We start from the raw sequence: 18,229 nt of genomic DNA, 5'->3' as shown, positions 1-18,229 counted from the left end.
GATGGGGGCGGCGGCACCGCGGCCGCGGTGCCGGGCGGGTGGGGCGTGCAAGAAGGGGGATTATCCGCGCTGCGCCCCGGGCGAGGATGCGCCAGGGGGATCGCTAGACTTCCGGACCATGCCCGCACAGACCCTTTCTCCGTCCCGCCGACCTTCCTCCGCTCCCCGGGGCCGCCTGCTGGCCCTGGGGGCCTGCATGGCCTGCTGGGGCCTTTTTGCGCCCCTGGCGATCGCCCAGTCGCAAAAGGCCCTTCAGGCCGCCGCACGCCCCGCAGCGGCGGTCCGCGTGGCAGATACCGCCCTGCCGGCAGCGGTGGAGGCCGCCCTGCAGCGCGCCAAGGTGCCCGCCGATGCCGTCGCCTTCGTGGTGGCCGATGCCGACGGCCGCCAGCCGCCACGCCTGTCCTGGCGCGCGCAGGAGTCCATGAATCCGGCATCGGTGATGAAGCTCGTCACCACCTATGCCGCGCTGGAACTGCTGGGGCCGGCCTACACCTGGGACACCCCGGTCTATCTGGACGCCAGGCCGCAGGGCGGCAGCCTGCGCGGCAATGTGTACATCAAGGGCGTGGGCGACCCGCAGCTGGTGATGGAGCGGCTCTGGCTGATGCTGCGGCGCCTGCAGGCGCAGGGCGTGCAGGTCATCGTCGGCGACATCGTGCTCGATCGCTCCGCCTTCGACCTGCCGGCCCATGACGCCGGGCAGTTCGACGGCGAGCCGCTGCGCCCCTACAACGCCTCGCCGGATGCGCTGCTGGTCAATTTCAAATCGGTCACGCTCACCTTCGTGCCCGACGTGGCGGCCGGGCTGGCGCGCGTGGTGGCCGAGCCGCCGATGGCCGGGGCACCCTGGCCCTCCACGGTGCCGCTCTCGGCGCCGGGCACGGAGTGCGGCGACTGGCGCGCGGCGCTGCGGCCGGAGGCGGCGGCAGGCGATGCCGCGGGCAGCGTCGCCTTCCAGGGCGTGTTCCCTGCGGCCTGTGGCGAACGCGCCTGGTCTGTCGCGCCACCCGATCCACAGGGCTTCGCGGCCCGTGCCGTGGAAGGCATGTGGCGCGAACTGGGCGGCAAGCTCACCGGCAGCGTGCGGGAGGGGCGGGTGCCGGCGGGGCTCGCGCCATCGTTCACCGTGTCGTCGCCGCCCCTGGCCGAAACGGTGCGTGCCATCAACAAATACAGCAACAACGTGATGACGCAGCAGCTATTTCTGACCATCGCGCTGCAGAAGAACGGCACGGCCACCTTCGACGGCGCGCGCAACGCGGTGGCCCAGTGGTGGCGCCAGCGCGTGCCGGGGGCCGAACCGCCCGTGCTGGACAACGGCGCGGGCCTGAGCCGCGAGGCGCGCGTGAGCGCGGCGTCGCTCGCGCGCATGCTGCAGGCCGCATGGGCCTCGCCGGTCATGCCGGAACTGCTGTCTTCCCTGCCCATCGCTGGAACGGACGGCACCCTGCGCCGCTCCGCGATGGGCCGCGCAGCCCGTGCCGCGCACCTCAAGACCGGCACGCTGCGCGACGTTTCCGCGCTCGCCGGCATCGTGCACGGAGCGGGAGGGCGCCGCTACGTGGTCGTGGCGCTGGCCAACCATCCCAACGCCGCGGCGGCCCGCCCGGCCATGGAAGCTCTGGTGGACTGGGCCGCGTCGGAGCGCTGAGCCCACACGAAAAATGCAAATCCGCAGTGCGGAACGCGATACCATGTTTATTGCCGAGCCCGGCGTCCCGTTGCCCAGGCATGCGGTATCGGTAGTTCCCCTGCCCTGCAAGGCGTGCGTGCGGGATTACGATAGGTTCCGGCAAAGTGCACGATCGTGCTTTTTTTCCCAATCCAGACGGAGCAAACGTGATCTCTAAAACCATCTACAACAGAGCGTCCTGGTCCGTGGTGGCCGCCGCCTGCATGCTCGCGGCCTGCGGCGGCGGCGGTTCCGACACCACGCCGGCGGCGCCGGTGACGTCCGTGAAGGTCATGGGCGACAGCCTGGCAGACAGCGGCACCTTCGGCTTCAAGTTCACCGTGCAGGGCACGGCAGCCACGGGTGCAGGTTCCTCGCAGATCTGGCCCGACCGCGTCGCGTCCAACTACAACCAGACGCTGTGCGCCCACTACCTCTTCAACGGCTCCAGCTTCAACACCAGCGCCAGCTGCACCAACTACGCTGTTGCCGGCGGCCGCATCAACAACCCCACGGCGCCCAATGCGCCCACCTCGATCCTCCAGCAGATCAAGGATGCCGGCTCGGCCGGGTTCGCCGACGGCGATCTGGTGCTGATCGACGGCGGCGGCAATGACGCCGCGGACATCATCGGCGCCTACCTGCGCGTGCCCCGCGACGGTGGTGCCGCCTACCGCACGCTGCTGCTCACGCAACTCGACGCGGCCACCGTTTCCAGCGCCTTCGCGGGCGGCGCCACCGGCCTCGCCCAGGTGGGCGGCCTGTACATGCAGGCAGTGGCCACGCAGTTCGCGGCCACCATCCGCTCCAACGTCCTGGACAAGGGCGCCAAGCGGGTCGCCGTGCTCAACGCTCCGGGCGTCACGCTCACGCCGCGCTTCCGCTTCGTGCTGGCCGGCGTCGCCGCCGCCAATGGTTCCGCCGCGGCCACCCAGGCTGCCGCGGTGTTCGACGGCTGGGTGCAGGCCTTCAACGCCAAGCTCGGTGCCTCGCTGAGCGGGGACAGCCGCGTGGCGGTGGTGGACTTCTACAGCAACTTCAAGGACCAGGCCGTCAACCCCTCCCAGTACCAGCTGACCAACGTCACCACCCCGGCCTGCCCGGTCGCGGGCACGGACAGCGACGGACTGCCTACCTACAACTTCCCCACCTGCACTGCGGCCGCCCTCTCGGCGACCACTCCGCCTGCGGGCGCCACCGGCGGCGCAGACTGGTGGAAGAGCTACGGCTTCGCCGACAGCTTCCACCCCACCCCCTACGGGCATCAGCTGATCGGCCAGCTGGTGGCACGTTCGCTCGCCCAGGCGGGCTGGCTCTGAAGCGGACAGGAGTATTCGCCATGGCTCGATTCCTCTCATCCCTTCCTTCCTCCGCCGCGCTGGCCGCTGGCGCACTGGTGCTGCTCGCCTCCTCCGGCGCGTCTGCGCAGGTCGCGGGCACCTGGAGCGTGCGCCTGGGTGCCACGCACATCTCGCCCCAGGTCAAGAGCGGCAACCTGTCCGCCCCGGCCTTCCCCAACACCCAGGTGGACGTGGGCTCGGATACCGCGTTCACGGGCGGCATCAATTACATGGTGACCGACAACTGGGCGGTGGACGTGCCTTTCGGCATGCCGTTCAAGCATGAATTCCGGGGCGCCGGGGCCATCGACGGCGTGGGCAAGGTCGGCGAGACCAAGGTGCTTCCCGCCACCGTGTTCGCGCAGTACCGCTTCGGCGAGGCGAAGTCCGCTTTCCGCCCCTACGTGGGGCTGGGCGTGACCTATGCCAAGTTCTTCAAGGAGCGCACCACCGCCACGCTGAACGGCCTCACGGGCGGCACGCCTGCCAACCCCACCACGGCCTCCATCGACGACAAGTGGGGCATCACGCCGCAGATCGGCTTCGTCTGGAACATCAACGACAAGTGGTTCGTCGATGCGGCCTACTACAAGAGCTTCCTGAAGACCAAGACGCATCTGTCCAGCGGCCAGACCATCGACATTCGCCTGAATCCCAACGTCTTCGCCGTGGGCATCGGCTACCGGTTCTGAACCTCGAAGCGATGGCGCATGAAAAAGCCGACCCCCAGGTCGGCTTTTTACTTGACGCTCCGATGGAGGAGGGCCGCACCGGCGAGGGCCGGTGCTGCGGCAGGGCACATCACCAGCGGGCGCGCAGGCGGTCGTAGGCGTAGGTGCCGAACTGGCGGTGGGCGGACGGCGTCATGTAGATGCTGTCGGCGAACACGTAGCGGTTCTGGTCCGCGCCGCTCACCAGGGTGGATGCATTGCAGCGCAGGGAGCTCACCTGGCCCGTGCCGATGCCGATGTCGTTGCCCGAGGCGACCGACGTGCACACGGGAGTGTCCGTGTTGGTGAAGTTGTAGCCGCTCGGGGAGCCGGTGAACAGGTTGCCGTAGTACTCCAGGTCCACGTACAGCACGGTCTTGCCCAGGTCCTCGATGTTCACGAGCAGGGACTGGTTGAACCGCGTGCTCGCGGTGCTCAGCAGGCTCTGCTGGCCCAGCGCCACGGCCCAGGGGCTCTTGCCGAGGTCGTAGGTGCCGATCACCACGACGTGCTTGGCGCCCGCGTTCGACAGGCGGCGCACCTGGGCGGCCAGATCGCTGCCGGCAGTGGCTGCCGCCGCGAGGAACTGGTCATTCGTCATCGTGCCGGCATTCACGGCCGTCATGCCGGCGACGAGGTCGCTGATGCCGCCGTTCATGAGCACGAGGTTGCTGTCGCCCAGCGTATTGGATGCCAGGAACGTGGTGATCTGCTGGGTGATGGAAGGCGCCGAGCCACCCGCGGCATCGGTGGAGGCAGTCACCCGGGCGTTGCCCTGGGCGTAGGCCGTGCCGCCCGCCGAGGATGGCCTGAGCGTGCCTCCGTAATTGTTGGCGATCTGCAGCGTCCAGTTGTTGGTGGAGCTGTCGTTCACGGTATAGAGGGCACCGTTCTGGCCGACGTCGGTGAAGGCATCGCCGAAGGTGATGATGCGATCGGGCGAGAGTGCCGACTCCGTGGTGCTGGAACCGCAGGCTGCCACGAGCGCCGCCGATGCACAGGCGGCGATCAGGAAGGAGCGGCGCATCCAATTTGCTGCCATATGTTGTTCTCCAGAAAAATTGAGCAAGAGTGTAACGACTGGCGCTGTAAGGCTTTGCAACCGGGCGTGTCGCCGAGGCGTCGCGGTGAATGCGGTTCAGGCGGCGGCAGCCCGCTGCAGGCGGTCCCTCACGCCCTCCCAGTCCGGTGTCTCCGGCGGTGTTTCCACCCAGATGAGTTTTACACCCGCGTCATCGAAGTCCCGCAGGGCCGCGAAAAGTTCCTGGGCCGCGGCTGCGGCAGCTTCCGGCATGCGGCGCAGCACCACGCCGGACGATGGCGAACGGAGAGGGGCGCGTGCGTACACCGCCAGGTGGCGCGCGTCGGCACCCAGCAGCTCCAGCCCGGCCCGCAGGGCCTTGGCGTCCATGAGCCGTACCTTGGCACTGGGCGCATAGTGCGCTTCCAGCGTGCCGGATGCCCGGGGCGTGTGCGACGGCAGCTCTTCCTTCGAAAGGGGGACGAGTCCGCAGGCCGCGGCGATCTCGGCGCGGGTGATCGCTCCGGGGCGCAGCAGCACCGGCACGCCGCGCGTGCAGTCGATGATGGTCGATTCGATGCCCACCGTGCACGGTCCTCCGTCGAGGACCAGCAGGCCGTCCCCGAACTCGCCCTGCACATGCTGCGCGGTGGTGGGGCTCACCCTGCCGAAGCGGTTGGCGCTGGGCGCCGCCACGCCATGCACCGGCTGGCCGCCCAGGGCCGGGTCGTCCGATGCGCAGGCCTTGAGCACGGCCTGCGCCACCGGGTGCGCCGGGCAGCGCAGGCCCACGCTGTCCTGGCCGCCGGCCGCCGCGGCGGCCCTGTCCGGCAGGCGCGGAAGGATCAACGTCAGGGGCCCGGGCCAGAAGGCCCGTACCAGGGCCTCGGCGAAGGCCGGAATGGAGGCGGCGAAGTGCGGTATGCCTTCGGATCCCGCCACGTGCACGATCAGCGGATGGTCGCTCGGGCGGCCCTTGGCTTCGAAAATCTGCGCCACCGCTGCATCGCTGGCGGCATCCGCTGCCAGCCCGTACACCGTTTCCGTGGGCAGGCCCAGCAGTTGGCCGGCCCGCAGCGCCCGGGCTGCCGCATCGATGGAGGAGGGGAGCCGGCCGTCGAGGATCATGTCGGCGGGCCTCAGAACGCGGCGATGCCCAGCAGCGCGGCTGCCTGCAGCGCCGTGGCGCGCGCGGCTTCCGCGGTGGGCGCGGTGACGTTCAGGTGGCCCATCTTGCGGCCCTGCTTGGCCTCGGTCTTGCCGTACAGGTGCAGGTGGGTGCCCGGCAGGGCCAGCACGGCGGCCCAGTCGGGCGTGCTGGCCGCTGCTGCTCCGCGGGCGAACCAGAGGTCGCCCAGCAGGTTCAGCATCACGGCGGCGCTGTGCTGGCGCGGCGCCACCAGCGGCAGCCGTGCCATGGCGCGGACCTGCAGCTCGAATTGCGACACATCGCAGGCGTTCTGGCTGTAGTGGCCGCTGTTGTGGGGCCGCGGCGCGATCTCGTTGACCACCAGGGAGCCGTCTTCGAGGACGAAGAATTCCACGCACAGCACGCCCGTGTAGCCCAGCCCCTCCGCGACGGACCGGGCCGCCGCGACGGCCTGCCGTGCGACCGGCTCCGGCACGTTGCCAGCATGCACTTCGGTCACCGCCAGGATGCCGTCGCGGTGCAGGTTGCGCTGCACCGGCAGGTTGACGCATGCGCCGTCATGCCCGCGCGCCACGATCACCGAGCACTCGAAGGCCAGTGGCAGGCGCTTTTCCAGCACGCAGGGTACGTGGCCCATTGCTTCCCAGGCGGATGCGAGTTCCTCGCGGGTGGCCACCCTGGCCTGGCCCTTGCCGTCGTAGCCGAGGCGCGCGGTCTTGAGGATGCCCGGCAGGAGCGCCGCAGGGGCGTCTTCCAGCTGCCCCGGCGTCTCGATCACGGCGTAGGGCGCGCACGGCACGCCGCACTGCACGAAATGCGCCTTCTCCCGCGCGCGGTCCTGGGCAATCGCCACGGCGTCGGCCGCAGGCGCCACGGGGCGCTCGGCACCGAGCATGCGCAGCGCCTGCGCGGGCACGTTCTCGAACTCCGTGGTGATGGCATCCGACAGGGCGGCCAGGCGTGCCAGTCCGTCCGGATCCTCGTAGGCCGTCCGGATGTGGTGGTGGCTGATGCGGCCGGCAGGGCTTTCGGCGTTGGGGTCCAGCACCGCCGTGAAGTAGCCCATGGCCTGGGCGGCATGCGCGAACATGCGGCCCAGCTGGCCGCCGCCCAGCACGCCGAGGGTGGCGCCGGGAAGGATGGGGTGCTGCGTGGAGCCGGGCATCGTCATACCGCTTCGGTCGGAAGCGCCATCGCGCGGGCCGCAGCGGTCTGCTCCCGGCGGAATGCCTCCAGCCGCTCGCGCAGGGCCGGGTTCTCGCTGGCCAGCAGGGCGACGGCGAAAAGCGCCGCATTGGCGGCGCCGGCCGTGCCGATCGCGAAGGTGGCCACCGGAATGCCCTTGGGCATCTGCACGATGCTGTGCAGCGAATCGACGCCCTGCAGGTGCCGGCTGGCCACCGGCACGCCCAGCACGGGCACGGTCGTCTTGGCGGCCAGCATGCCCGGCAGGTGGGCCGCGCCCCCCGCGCCGGCGATGATCGCCTTCAGGCCACGCTGCGCTGCCGACTCGGCATAGGCGAACATGTCGTCGGGCATCCGGTGTGCCGAGACCACGCGTGCTTCGTGGGCGATGTCGAATTGCTGGAGAATCTGCACTGCGTGTTGCATGGTCTCCCAGTCGCTGCTGGAGCCCATGACCACGCCGATCTGGATGGGTTTCATGTGGAGTGGGGGTGCGCGCGGCGCGCACCCGCCTGAGTGGAACCCGGGATTTTACTTTTGGCGCGCCCCGCCTGCTGCACACAATGATCGACGTCACCGTAGAGAATTTCGAAGCCGAGGTCATCGCCGCCTCGATGGAAGTGCCCGTCCTGGTGGACTTCTGGGCCCCCTGGTGCGGCCCCTGCAAGTCGCTCGGCCCCATCCTCGAGAAGCTGGAAACCGAGTACGCGGGCCGTTTCAAGCTCGTGAAGATCGATTCCGACCAGGAGCAGCAGATCGCCGGCATGTTCGGCATCCGCAGCATTCCCACCTGCGTGCTGATGATGAACGGCCAGCCCGTGGACGGCTTCATGGGCGCGCAGCCCGAGGGGCAGGTCCGCGCCTTCCTCGACAAGCACGTGCCCAGCGCCGATGAACTGCTGGCCGAGGCCGAGGAAGAGGCCGCCCAGGAGGCGCTGGAGGATGGCGACACCGACACTGCCCTCGAAAAGCTCCAGCATGCCGTCGCCACCGACCCCGCGAACGACGATGCGCGCTTCGACTACGTGAAGCTGCTGCTGCAGCTCGGACGCGTGGACGACGCCAAGGTCGCCTTCGCGCCCGTCATCGCCAAGGCCCCCGGCTCGCGCCGGCTCGGCGCGCTCAAGGTGTGGATGGACGCGATCGACGCCGCTGAAGGCGCCCCGGACGCCGCCGCCGCGGAAGCCGCGTTCGCGCAGAGGATAGGCGCCAACAAGCGGGACTTCGACGCGCGCTTCGAACGCGCCCGGTGGCTCATCGCCCGGCAGCGCTGGACGGACGCCATGGACGAACTGCTGGAAATCCTCATGCGCGACAAGGCCTGGAACGACGAGGCCGCGCGCAAGACCTACGTCGCTGTCCTCGAGGTCATCGAGCCTCCCCGCTTGAAGGTCGCAGAAGGGCAGATCCCCCCGGAGGATCCGGTCGTGGCCACCTACCGGCGCCGCCTCTCCAGCGTGGTGCTGAGCTGATGTGACGGGCATGGCGCGCACCGCGCGCGCATTCCAGGACCGCCGCGCCGGAATGTGGCGGCCGTCCCGCCGCGTGGGTTGGCTCGCGATGGCCGTGCTGGCGATGTGCGCCACGGGCTGCGGCATCCTGCCCCCGCCGCCCGATGCCGTGGTGACGGGGCTTGCCTATGCCCGGCAGCGCATCTTCATCCCGTCGGGTGGCGCGTTCGAGGTGGCCATCCTGGACGTGACCGATGCGGATGCGCCGCCTGTCATCGTCGGGCGCCAGACCCTGGAAGAGTTCGAGCGGCTACCGGTGACGCTGCGCATTCCCTACCGCTCCGCGCAGGTGGTGCACGACCGGCGGTACGTCGTCCGCGCCATGGTATCGGTGAACGGCATCGCCTGGATGGCGAGCGAAGGGTTGAATCCGCTGCAGCGCGATCCCGCCTACCGCCACGTGGACGTGCTGCTGCAGCCGCTGCCGCGCATTGCTGCCACCGAACAGGCCACGGTACCGCTCGCGCAAACATACTGGAAGCTCACGGAAGTGGACGGAATGGCTGTGCCGCCCGCCCCTGCCGGCCGGCCGCAGGCGCATCTGGTCGTGCAGCCCCAGGAAGGACGGATCACGGGATCCGGCGGCTGCAATCCCTTCATTGCCACCTACGAGATGTCCGGGGGCGAACTGCGCATCGGCACCATCGATTCGGGGTTGCGGCTGTGCTTCGATACCGGGCTGGCCGAAGGGCTGTACCTCGAGGCGCTGCGCGCCGCAAAGCATTACCGCATCGAGGGGCGGCAACTCGTGCTCGCCCGCGAGGACGGGCCGGGCAAGGAAAAGGTCCTGCTGCGCTTTGAGGCTCCCGAGCTGCGCCTGAAGTGACGCAGCGGGCATGCGGACGCAGCCGGCTCAGTCACTGGCCGCCGGTCAGGCGCTCCAGGGCCTCGCGGTACTTCGCAGCCGTCTTCTCGATCACCTCGCGGGGCAGGCGCGGCGCGGGCGCGGATTTGTTCCACGGGGCTCCGTTCACCTGGGCCTGCTCCAGCCAGTCGCGTACGAACTGCTTGTCGTAGCTGGGCGGATTCTCCCCGGCGTCCAGCGCCGCCTCGTAGCCTTCCACGGGCCAGTAGCGCGAGCTGTCGGGGGTGAGCACCTCGTCCATCAGCACCAGTGTGCCGTCGGGAGCCAGGCCGAACTCGAACTTGGTGTCGGCAATGATCATGCCCTTTTCCAGCGCGATCGCGGCCGCGGCCTCGTACAGAGCGATGCTCGTGTCGCGGATCTTCGTGGCCAGGTCGATGCCCACCATCTCCACGGTGCGCTCGAACGTGATGTTCTCGTCATGCTCGCCCACGGCCGCCTTGGCTGCCGGCGTATAGATGGGTTGCGGCAGGCGCGACGCGTTCGTCAGCCCTTCGGGCAGCTGCACGCCGCAGACCGCGCGGCTGGCCTGGTACTCCTTCCAGCCGCTGCCCGCGAGATAGCCGCGCACCACGGCCTCCACGGGAATCGGGCGCAGCCGCTGCACGAGCATGGAGCGGCCGCGCACCTGTGCGGCCTCTTCGGGCGACACCACGCTTTCCGGCGCGTCACCCGTCAGGTGGTTGGGGCAGAGGTGCCCGAGCTTGTCGAACCAGAACAGCGCCATCTTCGTCAGCAACTCGCCCTTGCCCGGGATCGGCTCGCCCATGATGACGTCGAAGGCCGAGATGCGATCGCTTGCCACCATGAGGATGCGGTCGTCGCCCACGGCGTAGTTGTCGCGGACCTTGCCGCGTGCGAGCAGTGGCAGCGAGGCCAGGGACGAGGTGTGCAGGGCGGAAGGGCTGGGCAGGGTCATGGTGTGAAAAGGGTTGCAAGCGGTAATCCGGCCCCGTGCCGAGAAGCGCGTCGGGACTGCCCGGATTCTAGGGCGCGCCCTGCCGTAAAGCCTGTGCATTGTGCGCCCGTCCCGCCGCCCGGTCACCTGTAACAGCAGTATCCCCGGCCGTGCCGCGGTCAGGATTGCATTTCCCGGCAGTGGCGCGCATAGTGGATTCGACAGCGCATGCATGAGCTCCCTTCCGTCGAGCCGCCACCTCGGTCGCCGAGGCGACGGCGTTTACTTCAACGTGCCAAGGAGACTTGTTTATGAATCTGACGATCAGCGGCCACCACCTCGAGGTCACCCCCGCCCTGCGCAGCTATGTGACGGGCAAGCTGGACCGGATCAGCCGGCACTTCGACCAGGTGGTTGACGTGAAGGTGCTTCTCACCGTCGAAAAGCAGAAGGAGAAGGAGAAGCGCCAGCGCGCTGAATGCAATGTGCATGTCAAGGGCAACGACCTGTTCGCCGAGAGTTCGCACTCCGACCTCTACGCTGCGGTGGACGAACTGGTGGACAAGCTCGACCGGCAGGTCGTGCGCCACAAGGACCGCCTGCAGGACCACCATTGCGCCATCAAGCGGGCACAGCCGGCGTAACCGCGAACCCCAAGTGAGCGTCAAGGATTCCATTCAGCGGGATTGACCGGCTTCCACCCTGGCATCGCCCGCAAAGCCGCCAGAAAGGCGGCTTTTTCATGCCCCTTTCCGGGGGCTCAGGGTTTATGCTAAGGGGTGCATAATCGCAACCCTTCACCATGAACCGTCTAGCTTCCATATTGCCGGCCGCTCAAGTGCTCGTGAGCGTCGATGCCACCAGCAAAAAGCGTGCTTTCGAGGAGGCGGGGCTGTTGTTCGAGAGCCAGCATGGCCTCTCTCGCGCGCTCATCACCGACAGCCTCTTCGCCCGGGAACGCCTGGGCTCGACCGGTCTGGGCCATGGCGTCGCGATTCCCCACGGACGCATCAAGGGCCTGAAGGCGCCCATGGCGGCCGTTTTCCAACTGGCGCATCCCATCGGCTTCGACGCTCCCGACGAGCAGCCCGTGGGCCTGCTCATCTTCCTGCTCGTGCCGGAGGCCGCCACGCAGAAGCACCTGGAAATCCTTTCGGAGATCGCGGAACTGCTGAGCGACGGGCCGCTGCGCGAGCGCATCAAGGCTTCCACCGATGCGGCCGAGCTCCACGGGCTCATCGCCGGCTGGCAATCCGCGCAGGCCACCGCGTGATTCGCTTCTTCCTCGCTGCAACGGTCCGCAACACGTGAAACCCAACGTCGTCAGCGCCGACGTCCTCTTCGAGGCCTTCCGCTCCGCATTGAAGTGGGAATGGGTCGCAGGTCTCGGTGCCTCCGAGCGACGGTTCGACGAAGTCGCCGTGCGGTCCGCCCGCTCGGGTGCGGATCTGGTCGGCTACCTGAACTACATCCACCCCTACCGGGTGCAGATCCTGGGCGAGCGCGAGATCGCCTACCTCGTCAATGCCACGCCCGAGGACTGCAAGCGCCGCATCGCGCGCATCGTGACGCTGGAGCCGCCGGTGCTCGTGCTGGCCGACAGCCAGATGGCACCCGATGCGTTGCTGTCCATGTGCGAGCGCGCGCAGATCCCGATGTTCGCCACGCACGAATCGTCGGCCTTCGTCATCGACGTGTTGCGCGCCTACCTGTCCAAGCACTTCGCCGACCGGATCACCATGCACGGCGTGTTCATGGACATCCTGGGGCTGGGCGTGCTCATCACGGGCGAGTCGGGGCTGGGCAAGAGCGAGCTCGGGCTGGAACTCATCTCGCGCGGCAACGGGCTGGTCGCGGACGACGCGGTGGACTTCTTCCGCATCAACCAGACCACCATCGAGGGCAAGTGCCCCGACCTCCTGCAGAACCTGCTGGAAGTGCGCGGCATCGGCCTGCTGGACATCCGGGCCATCTTCGGCGAGACGGCGGTGCGCCGGAAGATGCGGCTGCGCCTGATCGTGCATCTCGTGCGCAAGGAAACGCTGGAGCGCGAGTACGAACGCCTGCCCTACGAACCCCTCACCCAGGACGTGCTGGGCGTGCCCGTGCTCAAGGTGGTGATCCAGGTCGTGGCGGGGCGCAACATCGCGGTGCTGGTGGAGGCGGCGGTACGCAACACCATTCTCAACCTGCGCGGCATCGATACCTACCAGGAGTTCGTCGAGCGCCACCGGCGCGCCATGGAGCAGCGGGACGGATCCTGAAGAAGGCCGCCCGCCCGGCGCGCAGCGGGGCGGTGTCCGATGCGGTGGTGGTCAGCGGCCGGAGCCGGACGATGCCTTCGCCGCGCAGGTGGCGCACTGGCCATAGAGCGCCATGGAGTGGTCCTGCACCACCCAGCCCTTGGCCTTGGCCACGAGCTGCTGGCGCTTCTCGATCTCGGGATCGAAGAATTCCTCCACCTTGCCACAGACCATGCAGATGAAGTGGTCGTGGTGCTGGCCTTCGTTCAGCTCGTATACCGCCTTGCCGCTCTCGAAGTTGCTGCGGATCAGGATGCCCGCCTGCTCGAACTGGGTGAGCACGCGATAGACGGTGGCCAGGCCGATGTCGGAACGCTCGTCCAGCAGCACGCGGAACACGTCTTCGGCCGTCATGTGGCGCTGCGCGCCCTTCTGGAAGATCTCGAGGATCTTCAGGCGGGGCAGGGTGGCCTTGAGCCCGGTGCTCTTGAGTTCGTCGATGTTCGTCATGACAGGGTCCTTCGGTGTGCCAGGGGCGCGCGCCAAGGCCTGGAAGACCAGCCGCTACAATGGTCCGATCATATCGTCTATGCCTATTTCCATGTCCGTCCACGCCCATCGCAGCGCCCGCATGGGCCTGATCCTGTTGCTCGGCACGGGCCTTTCGGCCTGCGGCAGCTTCGATAGCGCCAGCAACCGCATCGCGAGCATGATCACCCCCTACAAGGTCGAGGTGGTGCAGGGCAATTTCGTGTCCCGCGAGCAGGTCGAGGCGCTGCAGCCCGGCATGTCGCGCCAGCAGGTGAAGGAAATCCTCGGCACGCCCCTGGTGACCAGCCTGTTCCACGCCGACCGCTGGGACTACGTCTTCACCCTCAAGAGGCCCGGGGTCGAGGCCCAGTCCCGCAAGCTGACGGTGTTCTTCAAGAACGACGCCTTCGAACGCGTCGAGGGCGACGAGATGCCCACCGAGGCCGAATTCGTCGCCACGCTCGGCACTTCGCGCAAGACCAAGCCCAAGGTGCCGCAGCTCGAGGCCACGCCCGAGCAGCTCGCCAAGTACCCCAAGGCCGCTACCGCCACGCTGCCGGAGCCAGCCGATTCCGCGGTGCCGCCTCCGCCGTCGAGCTACCCTCCGCTCGAATCCACCACCCGCTGAGTGGCCGGCAAAAGCCACCTCCTTCGAACCCTTCCTTCGCGCGCAATGACCGTATCCGCTGCTTCGACCCCGTCTTCCTCCGGCGCTCCGGCGCCGATCCGCGTCGCCATCGCGGGGGCGTCCGGCCGCATGGGCCGCATGCTGATCGAGGCGCTGCGCGGCAGCGGCGACGAACTGGTCCTCGCGGGCGCCCTGGACGTGCCGGGCAGCCCGTCCCTGGGAACCGATGCCGCGGCCTTCCTGGGCCATGCCAGCGGCGTAGCCATCACGGCCGACCTGCATGAAGGCCTGGCCGGCTGCGACGTGCTGATCGATTTCACCCGGCCGGAAGGCACGCTGGCCCATCTGGCGGCATGCGCGGAGCATGGCGTCAAGGCCGTGATCGGAACCACCGGCTTCACCGACGCCCAGAAGGCCGAGATCGAGGCCTTCGCACAGCGCACTGCCATCGTCATGGCGCCCAACATGAGCGTGGGCGTGAACGTCACCTTCAAGTTGCTGGAGATGGCGGCCCGGGCGCTGTCCACGGGCTACGACATCGAGATCATCGAGGCCCACCACCGCCACAAGGTGGATGCTCCCTCCGGCACGGCGCTCAAGATGGGCGAAGTCATTGCCCAGGCCCTGGGCCGTGACCTCAAGGACTGTGCCGTGTACGGCCGCGAAGGCCTGACCGGCGAGCGCGATCCGTCCACCATCGGCTTCGCTGCGGTGCGCGGCGGCGACATCGTGGGCGACCATACGGTGCTGTTCGCCGGCACGGGAGAGCGCATCGAGATCTCCCACAAGTCCTCCAGCCGCTCGGGCTATGCCCAGGGCAGCCTGCGCGCGGCCCGCTTCCTGGCGGCGCACCGCACGGGCCTGTTCGACATGTTCGACGTGCTCGGCCTGCACGGCTGATCGCCTTCCGCCGGCACGGCACGGCACGGCCCGGTAACGGCAGTTCCGCCCGCCCTTCTCCTTTCTCTTGGTGGCGTATCCATGAACGCGTGGCACTGGTGGCATCAGGGGGACACGGTCACCCGCATCTCGGCCCTGCTGCTGCTGGCCATGTCCATTGCAAGCTGGGTGGTCATCCTCTGGAAGGCGCGCCTGCTGCGGCGCGCCGTGGCCGGGGTGGAGCGGAGCACCGCCGAGTTCTGGCGTTCGCCCACGCTGGAGTCGGCGCGCGAGCGACTGGTGCCCGTCGATCCGGACGGCCTGGTGCGGCCCCTGGTGGACGCCGCCGCCGGCATCGCCAACAACGCCCAGGCCGGCTCGCTGGCCGCGAGTGGCCAGCGCTCCCAGCAGCTCACGCGCGTCCTGCGCGATGCGCTGCACCGGGTCCTGGCGCGCCTGCAGTTCGGGCAGGTGCTGCTGGCCACCGTGGGCTCCACGGCGCCTTTCGTCGGCCTGCTCGGCACGGTGTGGGGCATCTACCATGCGCTCACGGCGCTGGCCGGGGGCGGGGCGGTATCGATCGATCGCGTCGCCGGTCCGGTCGGCGAGGCGCTCGTGATGACGGCGGCGGGCCTGGCCGTGGCCATTCCCGCCGTGCTGGCCTACAACCTGTTCGGGAGGTGGATCGGCCGCGTGGAGGCCGACCTCGAAGGCTTCGCCCTCGACCTGCGCGAACTGCTCCTGGACGAAGCCCCGTCCCGCGGCGGCTGATCCTCCGCCTCCAGCCCGCCTCCGAACCATGGCATTCGGCCGACTCGAACGCACATCCGCCCCCAAGCCGATGAGCGACATCAACATGACGCCCCTGGTGGATGTCATGCTGGTGCTCGTGGTCATCTTCATCCTGGCCGCGCCGCTGCTGGCCAGTGCCATCCGGCTCGACCTGCCGCGGGCGGAGGGCTCCACGCAGGGTGCCTCCGGCGATTCCGTGGAAGTCGCGATCGATGCCGCAGGCCAGGTCTTCGTCGGCGGCGTGCCCGTGGATGGCGCCGCCCTGGCCGAGCGGCTGCGCGGCGTGGCGCAGGCGCATCCGCAAGCCGAGGTGCAGTTGCGTGCCGATGCCGGCGTGCCGTATGGCCGGGTGGTCGAGGTGATGGGCGCTGCCCACGCCGCAGGCCTGCACCGCATCGGATTCGTGGCCGAGCCCGGGGCCACCCCGCCGGCCACGGCCGCCGCCGCGCGCCCCTGAGCCGCCTGCCGGGGCGCTCCCCTCCGGCGGCCGCCGCTGATCACCCGTCCAGGGCCTCGCGCACCACCGGTGCGCCCGGCGCCTTGCCCCGGAAGACGCTCAGGCGCTGGCCGCCTGCCCGCTTGGCGGCATACATGGCCAGGTCCGCGTGGTGCAGCAGCGTGGCGGCGTTCGTACCGTCACGGGGGTACTGGGCGATGCCGATGCTGGCGCCCAGGCTCCAGCACCGGCCATGGAGCAGCACGGGGCGCACCGCGGCCGCCAGCAGCCTGCGTGCGGCCGCGGCTGCCTCGCGGCTGCCGCAATGGGGCAGTACCGCGGCGAATTCGTCGCCCCCGATGCGGGCCACGATGTCGGCCCGCCGCGAGGCACCCTGCAACCGCTGCGCCACTTCGCGCAGGAGGTCGTCGCCGGCCCGGTGGCCCAGCTGGTCGTTCACCTGCTTGAACCGGTCCAGGTCGATGAAGGCGATCGCCAGGCAATGGCCTTCGCGGCGCGCCTCGCGGATCAGGCGCTCCGTGGCTTCCAGGAGGAACGCCCGGTTGGGCAGTCCGGTCACTGCATCCTGATAGGCCAGCCGGCGGACGCTTTGCTGGGTGTGCTCCCGCTCCAGCAGCAGTGCGCACATCCGCGCTCCCGCCTCCAGCGCGTGCAGAGGCAGGCCGTCGCAGCCCAGGGCGCTCCGGCCGTGCAGCGTGAAGGAGCCCAGCAGCCGGCCGTCGCGGCCCAGGACCGGGGCAGACCAGCAGGCCGTGAAGCCCCGCGCGGCCAGCGGCTCCCGCCACGGGGCCCAGCGCGCGTCCGCCGCGATGTCCGTGCAGGCGGCAGAGGCCGAGCGCCAGGCGGCCGCGCCGAGGGCGTCCCCGTCCTGCCCGGCGGGCTGGCCGTCGATGTGCACGGCCAGGACATCTTCCAGCTGGGGGGCCGCCAGGCACCTCAGCCGGTGCTCGCCGTCCAGCTCCAGCACCGACACGGCGATGCCCGGCAGCATGGCTTCGATGTCCTCGCACAGGCCGGCAGCGATTTCGGACAGCGGCAGGTCATGCGCCATCGCGTCGAGCACCCGGTGCTGCAGCCGTTCGCGCACCTTCGTGGCCGTGATGTCGGTCAGCATGCCGGTGAGCAGCCCGGCCGCCGGCAGGAGCAGCGCCTGGACCCAGAGTGGCGTGCCGTCCGCAGGGTGCAGCAGTGTTTCGCAGCGGTAACCGGAGGCTGCCGCGGGCAGGGCGCCCCCGAGCAGCAGCCGGTGCAGGTGGGGATCGGAAGGTGGGCGCGCCAGGAGGTCTGCCATGCGTTGCCCGGGCAGGGATGCGGCCGGCAGCCCCAGCAACTGGCCTGTTCCCTCGCTGGCGCAGGTGAACCGGCCCCGGGCATCCAGGGCGAAGACCGCGCAGCCGCCGTGGCCCATGCCGCACAGCAGCGCCGGCCAGGGCGCATCAGGGCACGGCGGGGGCCGGGCCTCTCCCCCGGAGGGCCGTGCCGCCGGCACGGCAGCGGATTCCATTTTTGCGATGTCTTCCATGCTGCGCTCGCCTCCCACGAGAGTCGTGCCGTCGTACGTGCGGATCGGCTACTATTGTCAGCAATTGGTATGAAATCATCATAGCAAATGGTTCCATCCGGCATGCTAACTTGGTTTGATGGACGAGCGTCGGATTCAGGAGCAGCGGCGGGCACGGCTCGCCGATGCCGTGCGCCGTCTGTCGGAGGGCAACGTGGCTGCCTTCGGTCGCCTGCTGGGCTACCGCGGCGGCGCCTTCGTGCGCCAGATGCTCTGCGGCAACCGTGCCGTGTCGGACAAGACGGTGCGCCACATCGAGTCCCTGCGCGGCATGCACGCCTGGTTCTCGCAGCCGCCGGCGCCGGCCGGCATCCGGGAAACCTCCGTCGCATACGACTTCGACGCAGGACCTGAGATGTACGAGCTCTTCCCGGTCTCCCTGCATTTGCGGCCCGGCATCGCGGATTACGCGATCTGGCCCGACGAGACCGATGAAGATGCTCCCATCACCTTCCACCGCCACTGGCTGGAGCGTCGCGGCTACATGCCCCAGTGCCTGCTGGCCATCCGCGTGCGCGGCTGCGGCATGGAGCCTTCCATCCAGGCAGGCGACATCGTGGTCGTGAACACCTCGGACACCACGCTGCGCGACGGGCAGGTCTTCGCCATCAACGGCTTCGGCGAAGTGCTGCTGCGGCGCGTCCAGCGCGATGGCGGGCGCTGGTGGCTCTCCTGTGACAACCCCGACCAGGCCCGCTACCCGCGCAAGGCCTGGGCCGAGCCGGACTGCATCCCCATCGGCCGGCTGGTATTCAAGCAGAGCGAGTCCATCTGAAGCTGCCC

20 protein-coding genes are annotated in these 18,229 nt (G+C 69.3%); 13 read left to right on the top strand and 7 right to left on the bottom strand.

The annotated features are described in order from the left end of the window. Positions 1-196: 196 nt before the first annotated feature. From dacB to ACAV_RS22305, 3 genes are all read left to right on the top strand, one after another. Positions 197-1,654: a D-alanyl-D-alanine carboxypeptidase/D-alanyl-D-alanine endopeptidase gene (dacB, locus tag ACAV_RS22315; protein WP_013596836.1), complete on the top strand. Its 1,458-nt coding sequence runs from the start codon at positions 197-199 to the stop codon at positions 1,652-1,654. A 245-nt stretch (positions 1,655-1,899) separates the two neighbouring features. Next, positions 1,900-2,994, top strand: a complete 1,095-nt coding sequence (locus ACAV_RS22310; protein ID WP_174270311.1) for an SGNH/GDSL hydrolase family protein — start codon at positions 1,900-1,902, stop codon at positions 2,992-2,994. Positions 2,995-3,014: 20 nt separating this feature from the next. Beyond that, positions 3,015-3,707, top strand: a complete 693-nt coding sequence (locus tag ACAV_RS22305) for an OmpW/AlkL family protein (protein WP_013596834.1) — start codon at positions 3,015-3,017, stop codon at positions 3,705-3,707. Positions 3,708-3,816: 109 nt separating this feature from the next. Here the strand turns inward: ACAV_RS22305 and ACAV_RS22300 are convergent, their stop codons facing one another. From ACAV_RS22300 to purE, 4 genes are all read right to left on the bottom strand, one after another. Further along, positions 3,817-4,767, bottom strand: coding sequence for an SGNH/GDSL hydrolase family protein (locus ACAV_RS22300; RefSeq protein WP_013596833.1), 951 nt, complete (start codon positions 4,765-4,767; stop codon positions 3,817-3,819). Positions 4,768-4,863: 96 nt separating this feature from the next. After that, complete coding sequence (locus ACAV_RS22295; RefSeq protein ID WP_013596832.1) at positions 4,864-5,874, bottom strand: L-threonylcarbamoyladenylate synthase; 1,011 nt, start codon at positions 5,872-5,874, stop codon at positions 4,864-4,866. A gap of 11 nt (positions 5,875-5,885) precedes the next feature. Next, entirely contained in the window at positions 5,886-7,067 is a 1,182-nt protein-coding gene (locus ACAV_RS22290) for a 5-(carboxyamino)imidazole ribonucleotide synthase (RefSeq protein WP_013596831.1), read from the bottom strand. Next, positions 7,064-7,561 (bottom strand): 5-(carboxyamino)imidazole ribonucleotide mutase, encoded by a 498-nt coding sequence (gene purE, locus ACAV_RS22285; protein WP_013596830.1) that lies wholly within the window; start codon positions 7,559-7,561, stop codon positions 7,064-7,066. Before purE ends, ACAV_RS22290 begins: the two co-directional genes overlap by 4 nt. 83 nt (positions 7,562-7,644) lie before the next feature. On the opposite strand from purE, the gene trxA reads away from it, so the two are divergent. Beyond that, positions 7,645-8,553 (top strand): thioredoxin, encoded by a 909-nt coding sequence (gene trxA, locus ACAV_RS22280; RefSeq protein ID WP_013596829.1) that lies wholly within the window; start codon positions 7,645-7,647, stop codon positions 8,551-8,553. Between the two features lie 10 nt (positions 8,554-8,563). Next, positions 8,564-9,418 carry an META domain-containing protein gene (locus tag ACAV_RS22275; RefSeq protein ID WP_013596828.1) on the top strand — a complete coding sequence of 285 codons (855 nt, stop codon included), beginning with the start codon at positions 8,564-8,566 and terminating at the stop codon, positions 9,416-9,418. Between the two features lie 31 nt (positions 9,419-9,449). Here ACAV_RS22275 and ACAV_RS22270 read toward each other — a convergent pair whose 3' ends face one another. Then, positions 9,450-10,376: a phosphoribosylaminoimidazolesuccinocarboxamide synthase gene (locus ACAV_RS22270; RefSeq protein WP_013596827.1), complete on the bottom strand. Its 927-nt coding sequence runs from the start codon at positions 10,374-10,376 to the stop codon at positions 9,450-9,452. Positions 10,377-10,666: 290 nt separating this feature from the next. Here ACAV_RS22270 and hpf point away from each other — a divergent pair, with 290 nt between their 5' ends. The 3 genes from hpf (at position 10,667) to hprK (ending at position 12,619) form a co-directional block, all read left to right on the top strand. Continuing rightward, positions 10,667-10,999, top strand: coding sequence for a ribosome hibernation-promoting factor, HPF/YfiA family (gene hpf, locus ACAV_RS22265; protein ID WP_013596826.1), 333 nt, complete (start codon positions 10,667-10,669; stop codon positions 10,997-10,999). A 158-nt stretch (positions 11,000-11,157) separates the two neighbouring features. Next, positions 11,158-11,628 carry a PTS sugar transporter subunit IIA gene (locus ACAV_RS22260; protein ID WP_013596825.1) on the top strand — a complete coding sequence of 157 codons (471 nt, stop codon included), beginning with the start codon at positions 11,158-11,160 and terminating at the stop codon, positions 11,626-11,628. A 34-nt stretch (positions 11,629-11,662) separates the two neighbouring features. After that, entirely contained in the window at positions 11,663-12,619 is a 957-nt protein-coding gene (gene hprK / locus ACAV_RS22255) for an HPr(Ser) kinase/phosphatase (protein WP_013596824.1), read from the top strand. Positions 12,620-12,670: 51 nt separating this feature from the next. Here the strand turns inward: hprK and fur are convergent, their stop codons facing one another. Further along, on the bottom strand, positions 12,671-13,108 hold the full coding sequence (gene fur / locus ACAV_RS22250; RefSeq protein WP_013596823.1) for a ferric iron uptake transcriptional regulator: 438 nt from the start codon (positions 13,106-13,108) through the stop codon (positions 12,671-12,673). Positions 13,109-13,199: 91 nt separating this feature from the next. On the opposite strand from fur, the gene ACAV_RS22245 reads away from it, so the two are divergent. The 4 genes from ACAV_RS22245 (at position 13,200) to ACAV_RS22230 (ending at position 15,885) form a co-directional block, all read left to right on the top strand. Further along, complete coding sequence (locus ACAV_RS22245; RefSeq protein ID WP_013596822.1) at positions 13,200-13,757, top strand: outer membrane protein assembly factor BamE; 558 nt, start codon at positions 13,200-13,202, stop codon at positions 13,755-13,757. A gap of 45 nt (positions 13,758-13,802) precedes the next feature. Further along, a complete protein-coding gene (gene dapB / locus ACAV_RS22240) occupies positions 13,803-14,657 on the top strand; it encodes a 4-hydroxy-tetrahydrodipicolinate reductase (protein ID WP_013596821.1) in 855 nt (284 codons plus the stop codon). A gap of 81 nt (positions 14,658-14,738) precedes the next feature. Continuing rightward, complete coding sequence (locus ACAV_RS22235) at positions 14,739-15,407, top strand: MotA/TolQ/ExbB proton channel family protein (RefSeq protein ID WP_013596820.1); 669 nt, start codon at positions 14,739-14,741, stop codon at positions 15,405-15,407. A 28-nt stretch (positions 15,408-15,435) separates the two neighbouring features. Beyond that, complete coding sequence (locus tag ACAV_RS22230) at positions 15,436-15,885, top strand: ExbD/TolR family protein (RefSeq protein WP_013596819.1); 450 nt, start codon at positions 15,436-15,438, stop codon at positions 15,883-15,885. Positions 15,886-15,925: 40 nt separating this feature from the next. Here the strand turns inward: ACAV_RS22230 and ACAV_RS22225 are convergent, their stop codons facing one another. Next, a complete protein-coding gene (locus ACAV_RS22225; RefSeq protein ID WP_013596818.1) occupies positions 15,926-17,407 on the bottom strand; it encodes a diguanylate cyclase domain-containing protein in 1,482 nt (493 codons plus the stop codon). Positions 17,408-17,525: 118 nt separating this feature from the next. On the opposite strand from ACAV_RS22225, the gene ACAV_RS22220 reads away from it, so the two are divergent. Further along, positions 17,526-18,221: a S24 family peptidase gene (locus ACAV_RS22220; protein WP_013596817.1), complete on the top strand. Its 696-nt coding sequence runs from the start codon at positions 17,526-17,528 to the stop codon at positions 18,219-18,221. The last annotated feature ends 8 nt before the right edge of the window (positions 18,222-18,229 follow it).

The sequence above is a fragment of the Paracidovorax avenae ATCC 19860 genome (assembly GCF_000176855.2).
GTDB classification, from domain to species: domain Bacteria; phylum Pseudomonadota; class Gammaproteobacteria; order Burkholderiales; family Burkholderiaceae_C; genus Paracidovorax; species Paracidovorax avenae.
This window is presented reverse-complemented; position numbering and strand designations above follow the sequence as displayed.

Coding starts and splice junctions, on each gene's coding strand:
- dacB (WP_013596836.1), top strand. CDS start 197: ATGGCCTGCTGGGGCCTTTTTGCGCCCCTGGCGATCGCCCAGTCGCAA.
- ACAV_RS22310 (WP_174270311.1), top strand. CDS start 1,900: ATGCTCGCGGCCTGCGGCGGCGGCGGTTCCGACACCACGCCGGCGGCG.
- ACAV_RS22305 (WP_013596834.1), top strand. CDS start 3,015: ATGGCTCGATTCCTCTCATCCCTTCCTTCCTCCGCCGCGCTGGCCGCT.
- ACAV_RS22300 (WP_013596833.1), bottom strand. CDS start 4,767: ATGGCAGCAAATTGGATGCGCCGCTCCTTCCTGATCGCCGCCTGTGCA.
- ACAV_RS22295 (WP_013596832.1), bottom strand. CDS start 5,874: ATGATCCTCGACGGCCGGCTCCCCTCCTCCATCGATGCGGCAGCCCGG.
- ACAV_RS22290 (WP_013596831.1), bottom strand. CDS start 7,067: ATGACGATGCCCGGCTCCACGCAGCACCCCATCCTTCCCGGCGCCACC.
- purE (WP_013596830.1), bottom strand. CDS start 7,561: ATGAAACCCATCCAGATCGGCGTGGTCATGGGCTCCAGCAGCGACTGG.
- trxA (WP_013596829.1), top strand. CDS start 7,645: ATGATCGACGTCACCGTAGAGAATTTCGAAGCCGAGGTCATCGCCGCC.
- ACAV_RS22275 (WP_013596828.1), top strand. CDS start 8,564: ATGGCGCGCACCGCGCGCGCATTCCAGGACCGCCGCGCCGGAATGTGG.
- ACAV_RS22270 (WP_013596827.1), bottom strand. CDS start 10,376: ATGACCCTGCCCAGCCCTTCCGCCCTGCACACCTCGTCCCTGGCCTCG.
- hpf (WP_013596826.1), top strand. CDS start 10,667: ATGAATCTGACGATCAGCGGCCACCACCTCGAGGTCACCCCCGCCCTG.
- ACAV_RS22260 (WP_013596825.1), top strand. CDS start 11,158: ATGAACCGTCTAGCTTCCATATTGCCGGCCGCTCAAGTGCTCGTGAGC.
- fur (WP_013596823.1), bottom strand. CDS start 13,108: ATGACGAACATCGACGAACTCAAGAGCACCGGGCTCAAGGCCACCCTG.
- ACAV_RS22245 (WP_013596822.1), top strand. CDS start 13,200: ATGTCCGTCCACGCCCATCGCAGCGCCCGCATGGGCCTGATCCTGTTG.
- dapB (WP_013596821.1), top strand. CDS start 13,803: ATGACCGTATCCGCTGCTTCGACCCCGTCTTCCTCCGGCGCTCCGGCG.
- ACAV_RS22235 (WP_013596820.1), top strand. CDS start 14,739: ATGAACGCGTGGCACTGGTGGCATCAGGGGGACACGGTCACCCGCATC.
- ACAV_RS22230 (WP_013596819.1), top strand. CDS start 15,436: ATGGCATTCGGCCGACTCGAACGCACATCCGCCCCCAAGCCGATGAGC.
- ACAV_RS22225 (WP_013596818.1), bottom strand. CDS start 17,407: ATGGAAGACATCGCAAAAATGGAATCCGCTGCCGTGCCGGCGGCACGG.
- ACAV_RS22220 (WP_013596817.1), top strand. CDS start 17,526: ATGGACGAGCGTCGGATTCAGGAGCAGCGGCGGGCACGGCTCGCCGAT.